An 8,722-nucleotide genomic window follows, 5' to 3' on the forward strand; every position below is an offset into this window, starting at 1 on the left:
GGTCAGTGGCAAGCTAATCTTACTAGTAAAGCTCTCGATCTCCAGCAACTAGCAACTCACGAGTTAGCACAAACTAATGGTACGCCAATATCTACGACTAAAACGCCCCCACCCCCAGGGATTGTTAGCGGTAGTTTGCAGATCGGTGGTAATAATCTTCGGCAAATTACGCCCGATAATATTTCGGCACGAGGGCAAGGTAAGATCGCACTCAAAGCTGGAGAAATTCAAGCACGAAATCTGACTTTTGCTCGGGGTAATTGGCGAGGTAACTTTACAACTACCAATCTCAATTTAGCTCGGTTAAGTACTAAAATCGGCGGTCAATTGAGTGGTGAAGCTCAACTAGCAGGCAGCCTTAAATCCGCCACTCCCAAAACGCTCAGCGGCTTTGGCAAAGGTGAAATAAATTTACCACAAGGTAAGATCGTCGGCACCAATTTACAGCTCGATCGCGGTAAGTGGCAAGGCAATCTCCAATCCTCAGCTTTAGTTTTAGGTGGATTGGCTCCTCAAATTCCGCTGCAATTTAAAAATGCCAAACTCGATGGCAACGTAAGAGTTGCAGGCGATCTGCAACAGCTCAAGCCCGAACGCATCGATGTTAGTGGCAATGGCAATCTCAGTTTAGCTGGCGGACAGATTCGCGCTCGACAATTGGAGATTAAGGCTGGTAAATGGCGGAGTAATTTAGCTGTCGATCGACTCAAGATTGGCGATTTTAACGCCCAAATTCCAACCGATTTGCGATCGGCTAGATTGACGGGAAATTTTGCCGCAGCAGGAGACTTGAATACACCCAAACTCGATCGCTTGCAGCTTGCTGGCGATGGCGAACTAAATTTAGCCGACGGCAAAGTTCGCGCGACTGAAGTGCAATTAACTAATGGTAATTGGTCGAGTAATCTGGCGATCGCTAACTTCAAACTGGGTAACTGTAACGATCGCTTACCGCTAGCATTCCAAACTAGTAAAATTACGGGCAACTTTAAGGTCGCGGGTAATATTAATAAGCTGACACCAGCGGCAATTAATGCTACTGGTAATGGTGATTTAAAATTAGCAAATGGTGGTCGGATAGCTGCAAATAATCTCCAGCTCAACGCTGGGAATTGGCAGAGCGATTTGGCCTTCCGAGGCTTACAATTAGGTGATGTCAATCGCGCTCTCCCAGCACCGATTCAAGTCGGATTATTAACTGGTAACTTTACCGCTGCTGGCAATCTCAACTCGCCAGAATTAGCACGCATTCAAGCTAGTGGCAACGGTCGAATCAATAAGTTACTAGGTGGCAATCTCCAAGTTAATAATCTCACGATCGCGAACGGACAATGGCAGAGTAAAGTAATTGCCGATCGCTTAAATATCGGCGAATTGGCTAAATTTGCCCCCAAACAGATCGGCGATCTCATCGGTGCTACTGCGCCGCCAGCCAATCGCCTAGCCGGACAACTTAGTGCTGACTGGCAGCTTGGCGGGAATCTGCAGACGAACAGTTTGGCTAATCTCTTAGTTACGGGTCAAACTCAGTTAACTAATTTTCAAGTGGGTGCCTTAAAATTCGATCGCAATTTGAACGGGAATATTCGTGCCAATCCCGGACAAGGTGTGGACATCGATTTTGCAGGTAAAACCGATCGCTTGGCACTATCGCTCGATCGCAATCTTCAGCCCCAAAGTTTCGATCTCAAACAACAAGATGTCAGTGCTAAAGGTACTGTCGAGGGTAAAGTTCTAGCGATCGATGTCGAACGGTTGCCGATGACATTACTGCAACCATTAATCCCCAAAAATTCGGGGATCGAGCAATATCGCATTGGCGGTAATGCCACAGGTAACTTGGCTATTAACTTAGCTAATTATCGAGTTAGTGGCGATCGGATTGAAGTTACCAATCCGACTTTTGGTGCCTTTCAAGGCGATCGATTGCTAGCTAATTTTAACTATGCCAATGGGCAACTCGTACTTAATAACACCCAAATTTATCGCGGTGCCAACATCTACAATCTCAATGCTAGTCTAACTCCTGGAACTAGCACCCCCACTTTCACCGCCAAACTGCAAGTTCCTAGCGGCAGTATTGAAGATGTCCGCAACCTACTCCAAATTTTCAGCACTAATGACGTCTTCATTCCATTCAATCGCCGCAAATATGCTACAGCCGCCGCTCTAGGCACCGCTACCGAACCGATCGCCAATCGCCCCCAGCCCCTCAATAACGAGCTGCGGCGGCTCTCCGAACTGCGCCGCTGGTTGAATCACGAAGCAGATCGCCAGCAAAATATCAGCCAAATCCCCGATCTGGGCAGCTTGCAGGGCAATTTTAGCGGCGAAATCGCACTCGCTAGTAACGCCAAAACCGGACTCACGAGCGATTTCAACCTCGCTGGCTCCAAATGGCAACTCGATCGCTACCGGCTCGATCTCGTCCGCGCTCAAGGCAACTTGCGAAATGGCAAACTCCATCTCGAACCTCTAAATTTGACGATTTCGCAAGGCGAACGCTCCGCGAACGATAATAGTCAGATTGCCATTGCTGGCGACTTCAGCCTCAACAATCAAAATGCCAAAGTCAACATCCAAAACTTCCCCGCAGAGTCTCTCGCCAGCCTCGTAGAGCTGCCGATCGCCGTTAAAGGTGGCGTCAATCTCTCCGCTCAAATTGGCGGTAATCTGGGCAATCCTCGCGCCAATGGCGAGATCTCCCTCAATAACGGCACGATCGACGATATTAAGCTTCAGGAGGTCAGAGGGAATTTTAATTATGACGATGGCCGACTGGACTTTAGTAGTAGTGCCAACTTTGCCAATAGTCCGATCGTCTCCCAACAACAAGATCGGATTGAGATTACTGGTAGTGTCCCCTATCAACTGCCTTTCGCGATCGAATCTTCAGCGAGCGATCGGGTGAAAATCGATTTAGCCCTGCAAAATCAAGGTTTACAAGTACTCGATGTCTTGAGCAAACAACAATTACACTGGATCGACGGTCAAGGTAAAGTCGCACTCAAAATCGATGGCAAGATTAAACCCTCAGGCGCAATTGAAACCCTGACAGCCAGTGGCACCGCCAATATTATCAAAGGCAGAATTAAAAGCGTCGCCCTGCCCGAACCCTTAACAGATGTCGATGGCGAAATTATCTTTGATTTCGATCGCGTTGACGTCCAAAAATTGACCGGAAAATTCAATCGCGGTCGAGTAGCGATCGCCGGCATGATTCCGATTTCCGACTCATTTGCAATTCCCGCCGACAGACAACTCACCCTTCAAATGGATGGGATCGCCGTCGATCTCAACCAAAAGTACAAAGGCGATGTCAATGGCAAACTGAAGATCCTCGGTACCGCGCTCGATCCCATCCTGACTGGCGATGTCCAACTCAGTAACGGGCAGGTGTTCTTACCAGAAACAGCCGGTACGGCGGCTGCGAGCTTAGGTACCGCCCCAATCGCTCCAGTAATTGTTGCCGCCGAGGCACCGGCTATTACTAAATCTGCGCGACTGCGTAACCTCCATCTCACCATTGGCGATAACCTCCAAATTACCCGCGCGCCGATTTTGAACTTTATTGCCACTGGCAAAATCGATCTCGACGGTACCGTCGATAATCCTCGCCCCTTCGGCCAAGTCCAACTCCAAAAAGGTTCCGTCAACCTCTTCACCACTCAATTTCGACTGACTAGCGATCCCCAGACTGCCGACTTCTTCCCAACACTGGGTACCGATCCCGTCCTCAATCTCCGCCTCTACGCCAAAACCCTCGAAAGTAACTCCAGTATCTTCGCCCAGCGTAACTCGATCGCGCGGACATCCAGCAATGGTGAAATCGATCGACCTGCCGATTTTTATACTACCAGCCTCGGTTCCGTCCAAACCGTTCAAGTCGAAGCTCGTGTCGCCGGACTCGCCAGCCAAATCACCCAGCGACTCGAACTCACCAGCACCCCCGCTCGCACCCAACCCGAAATCGTCCTCCTGCTCGGCGGTGCCCTCGCCGAACGCCTCACCTCTGGCGGCGATATCGGACTGGGAATCATCAGCCTCGCCAGTTCTAATCTCCTCAATAGTCTTCAAGATCGGATCGGCGATGTGTTAAGCCTGAGCGATTTTAGACTATTTCCCACCATTACTAAAGACGCAAATACTAATAGTAATTCTACCTTTGGCATTGCTGCCGAAATTGGTACTAATATTACTCCCAAAATATCTACTTCTGTCTTTAAAATTCTCACGAATGGCGAGTCGCCTTACTACAGTATTCGCTATCGCATCAACGACCAGTTTTTACTCAGAGGTTCGACCAATCTCTTCGGCGAAAATCGCGCAGTCTTAGAATTCGAGCAGAGATTCTAATTCTTAGTTATGGCAACAGCAAAGACTGGTAGGACACAGCGATTGAAATCGCCGCTCTGCGAATGCAGACGCTCCGCGAACGGAATGCGAAGTCCGCGTAAGCGGACTAATTAAAAAACGTCCTAACGAACTTGGCGACTGCTATATAGTAAATATCTCAATTTCTTTGACGATCGAGTCAGAGGATGTCCGAGAAGATTTTATGTTTTCGATCGTAGATCTAAATCCCCCTAAATCCCCCTTTTTAAGGGGGACTTTGAGTCATCCTGTTCCCCCCTTTCTAAGGGGGTTAGGGGGGATTTCTTAGGTTTATGCTTAACAAGCTAGACTTTTCAGACATCCTTTCAATAGGTCGAGCCACATCCATCTTCAAACAAACTAATAGCTTAGATCTAAATCAAACACAATAGATTAGCGATAGTTCCAGGCGATCGGTAGTGTCGGCTGACTCTCAATCTCTCTAGTTTCTAGTTCCAAAACTTGCTCGACTTTGGCATATATTTCCCGAGCTTCTGCTAAAGAATTACCGATACTCGTCAGCCCGACTTTGCCAAATTCTGACAACGAACCCATCATGTGAAACACAGTGCCGGTTTCGGTACTAGTATCAAAATGCAAGCGGTGATGCGCGATAATATCCATCAAATCGTTAGGCAATAAGCCCCGATAATGAGGTTGATGGAGATTGTCAGAAGCCACATAATATTTCGGTTTACCTTGTTGGCTGTAAAACAAGCCATCCTCTAGTTGATAGCAACCATTTGTCAGAAATTTGAGCGTCATAAAGGGGTGAGTGGTGCCCCCTTTGCGGAGATTGATTTCGATCGCCTCTAAATCCCAGCTCCCATCAGCATTCGGTACGGCCATAAAATCGACCCCAAACCGCTCGATCGCCCCTTTAGCCGCCAGATTTTTGCCTACTGCCAAGCCCAGCTCTTGGAGTTGGTGGCGATAGCCTGCTGCCGCTGGAAACTGGCAGCCTAAAAAGATTTGACCGTCGGGGCCACCCAAAATCTGGTCGTGGGTAGACAGAATTTCGACCGTACCCAGGGGGGTAATGCAGCCCTGAACGCTGGGAGATTGCTTGCCGTCGCCTTCGACAAAAGCTTCGACGATCGCGCCCAGATGGGGAATTTTGGCACGGAAGTTCGACCAGGTTTCATTGGCACCCTGAAAGCTCAGATGCTCGAACGCCCGCTCGATCGTCTGGACTCGATCGCCATAACTGCTAGGATTGCCTAAGGTGCGCAGATCGAGGATCGCATTGCCTTCCCCCGAAAAGCCTTCATTTAACTTGACTACCAGCCGGAGTAGTTGCGGCTGCCGCTCCCACAAATTAGCTGCTACCTGCGCTAACTCGCGATCGTTAAATACTAGCTCGCTGCCATCGGGATGGGGCAATCCACATTCGGCAAATATCTGCCGACTGCCAGCTTTGGTACCCCAATAGAGTAAATCGGGATCGAGTGCGTATAGCGGCACGTCGAGTTTTAAGGCCAAATCGCGTTCGATCGCGGTGGAGTTATAACAAATCATCACCGATCGATTGGGGCGTAATGCTTGCTCGATCCGATTGAGTAAGCGCGGGCGATCGAGAATTTTCTGGCTCAGGGGTTGCAGGGAATAATCGTTAGTTGATATTAGCAGCAACCGTTCTCGCGCGTGGGCAAAGGGAATCCCTGGCAAAAGTTGGAGATAATAATCGATCGCCATCGGTACCAGCGGCACAGACGTGACATAAATCAGCCGCGTGCGGGGATTAGATAACCGCATCAACGAAAATAACAGCCGTTCTTCGTAATGGATGCAGCCTTCAATTTTGAGCAGCTCGTTGCGATCGAGACTCAGTGAGGGTACGACCAAAATATCGCAATCGCTATCGATCTGCGCATCGACACTCTGCCACAAACCGGACAACCGCGATTGCAATTTCTGAAACGGATCGTGTTTCGATTTAGACTCATCGCGTTGCATCACGATCGATCTCCAGTGGGTAATGTAATAACTTAGATATCGCTCGATTGAAGCCCACTCTTTGAGTTAATTTTTAGTCATGAAAACTAGATTATTTTCACCATTCAAAAACTATAGTGTGCTCGATCGGTATAAAGGTTGTCGAACGATCTGGTTGGCTAAAGCGGATTAGAGTTGGTTAATCGTTACCAGACGCAGTTAGATATCTCAAAATGGTGTCAATCTTGCTATTTAACTCAGAGCTGAGAGGATCGATCTTATCGTTCATCTCCACTCTACGTTCGGCGATTTCTCTCTTATCTCCATTTACTCTCTCGAATGCTCTAGTGAACTCCTGGGGTGAGATCTGAGTATCTTCTAACCTTTCTACGCGCCGATTCAAATGCCCAAATCGGCGATCCATTTCCGTTCTAAAATCATCAGGTTCTCTAGATTGCGTCACGATCGTCTGAAGTAATTTTTAATGGTGTTTCCTAGCATGAGAGGTGCTATCGCCTAGTTTGGCTGGAAACATAATTCTATTATAAGATTCGTGGTGAATTATGCTTCCATAGTTAGACTTTCCCAAACCGTCGATGGCGTTGTTGATAATTCAGGAGTGCTTGATGAAATGCGCGTCTGTCAAAATCTGGCCATAATGTATCGGTAACATATATTTCGGCATAGGCCAATTGCCACAACAAAAAGTTGCTAATCCGCATCTCGCCGCTAGTCCGGATCAGCAGATCCGGATCGGGTAAATGGGCGGTATCTAAGTGCTCCGAGAGCAGCTTTTCGTCGATATCGATCGCTTTAATTAAGCCTTGCTGGACTTGGGTGGCGATCGTCTGGCAAGCGCGGACGATTTCTTGTCTGCCACCATAATTGATTGCTACGGTAAAACGCACGCCTTGATTGTGTTGGGTGGCAGTCTTGGCTCGCTCGATCGCCTCATATAGCGAAGGGGTGAGATTTTCCAAGTCGCCCACTACTTCTAACTTCACTTTTTCGGCAACCATTTCCGTCAGCTCCAACTGAAAGAGATGCTCGAATAAGGTCATCAGAAAATCGACTTCCTCCATCGATCGACCCCAATTTTCCGTCGAAAAGGCATAGACAGTTAATGCCCCAATCCCCCAATCCTTGCAGCAGCGCAGCAAATCGCGGAGGGCATCCGCACCGCGCTTGTGTCCCATCATCCGGGGAAATCCTCGCCGCTTTGCCCATCTACCATTCCCATCCATAATTACAGCAATATGCTGTGGTAACTGAGTGCAATCTAAATCGGCAGGTAGTTCGATGAGACTGTTCGTTTTGGAAGTCATCTGAGGAGTTGTGGATTTAAGAATGATGAATTATGAATTGTGGGTTGTGGGGAATTCATAGCTCATTTGTTTTCTGGCAACTGAAAGAGGCGGCGAAATAGCTTGGTAGAGCGGACGCTAACTTTGCGGCGCAAGCTCCGTAAACTCGGTGTCGCTGATTCGCGTTCGCCCGGAGGGGCAAACCGGAGTTCTAATAGCTCCTTCAGTTTACTGCTAGTCAGGGGTCGATCGAGGATGCCAGCCTCCGCTAAAGAAATCGATCCCGTCTCTTCCGAGACGACGATACACAAACAATTGTTCGTGCGTTCGGTAATTCCCATTGCCGCACGGTGACGCGTTCCTAGCTGTCTGGATGCCGCGCGATCGGACAGTGGTAAGATGACTCCCGCCGACACGACGCGATCGCCCCGAATAAATACCGCCCCGTCATGTAATAAAGTTGTATTTTGAAAGATGGTTTGAATTAATTCCTTCGATAACTTAGCATCTAATTTAACCCCAGGTACGGCAAAATCTCGCTCGTCCATCATCTCACTGGTTTCGAGGATCATCAAGGCACCGATCCGCTGTTGGGACAACTCTTTGACAGCATCGACAATTTGGTCGGTCGATCGATCTGCCAGATCGCTAACCCGACGGGTCGAACTAATCGAGGGCAGCAGATTTCCCCGCCCCAATTGCTCCAAAAAGCGGCGAAATTCTGACTGAAACACCACGGACATCGCTAGTGCTGCCCCCACTACTAATTTGTCCAAGACAAAGCTCAGGAGCCGAAGTTGGCACCGTTCGCCGATAGCGGCAGCCACCATTAACACAATTAGCCCTCTGACCATCCATAGCGTTCGACGATCCCTGACCGCCAATAACACTAGAAAGGTGAGGGCAATTACCAATCCCAGGTCTAGACTTTGGCGTAACCAGGATTCAGTAAACTGGGAATCAAACCCAAGGCCCAGAGTCATTGGCAATTAATCCACTACAACCAATCCCTAGATTCTATGCCACAGGGGAGCCGATCGACAATCAATTGGGACTAATATTTATCTGCGCTCGTCGATTTTGCCAACTGTTGGCGATCGGCGATTGTC

4 protein-coding genes are annotated in these 8,722 nt (G+C 48.6%); 1 reads left to right on the plus strand and 3 read right to left on the minus strand.

What is annotated here, in order from left to right; translation table 11 throughout:
- A partial coding sequence (locus RMO84_RS15820) for a translocation/assembly module TamB domain-containing protein (RefSeq protein WP_310489400.1) occupies positions 1–4,356 on the plus strand: 4,356 nt, incomplete at its 5' end.
- A gap of 411 nt (positions 4,357–4,767) precedes the next feature.
- On the opposite strand, the gene RMO84_RS15825 is transcribed toward RMO84_RS15820, so the two are convergent.
- The 3 genes from RMO84_RS15825 to cdaA all read right to left on the minus strand — a co-directional run bounded on the left by RMO84_RS15825 (position 4,768) and on the right by cdaA (position 8,596).
- Positions 4,768–6,330 carry a peptide ligase PGM1-related protein gene (locus RMO84_RS15825; protein ID WP_310489403.1) on the minus strand — a complete coding sequence of 521 codons (1,563 nt, stop codon included), beginning with the start codon at positions 6,328–6,330 and terminating at the stop codon, positions 4,768–4,770.
- A 554-nt stretch (positions 6,331–6,884) separates the two neighbouring features.
- Positions 6,885–7,634 (minus strand): isoprenyl transferase, encoded by a 750-nt coding sequence (locus tag RMO84_RS15830; protein WP_310489401.1) that lies wholly within the window; start codon positions 7,632–7,634, stop codon positions 6,885–6,887.
- Positions 7,635–7,696: 62 nt separating this feature from the next.
- Complete coding sequence (gene cdaA / locus RMO84_RS15835) at positions 7,697–8,596, minus strand: diadenylate cyclase CdaA (protein WP_310489402.1); 900 nt, start codon at positions 8,594–8,596, stop codon at positions 7,697–7,699.
- Positions 8,597–8,722 lie beyond the last annotated feature (126 nt).

The organism is Chamaesiphon sp. VAR_69_metabat_338, assembly GCF_031423935.1.
In the GTDB taxonomy this organism is placed as follows: domain Bacteria; phylum Cyanobacteriota; class Cyanobacteriia; order Cyanobacteriales; family Chamaesiphonaceae; genus Chamaesiphon.

Coding starts and splice junctions, on each gene's coding strand:
- RMO84_RS15825 (WP_310489403.1), bottom strand. CDS start 6,330: ATGCAACGCGATGAGTCTAAATCGAAACACGATCCGTTTCAGAAATTG.
- cdaA (WP_310489402.1), bottom strand. CDS start 8,596: ATGACTCTGGGCCTTGGGTTTGATTCCCAGTTTACTGAATCCTGGTTA.
- RMO84_RS15830 (WP_310489401.1), bottom strand. CDS start 7,634: ATGACTTCCAAAACGAACAGTCTCATCGAACTACCTGCCGATTTAGAT.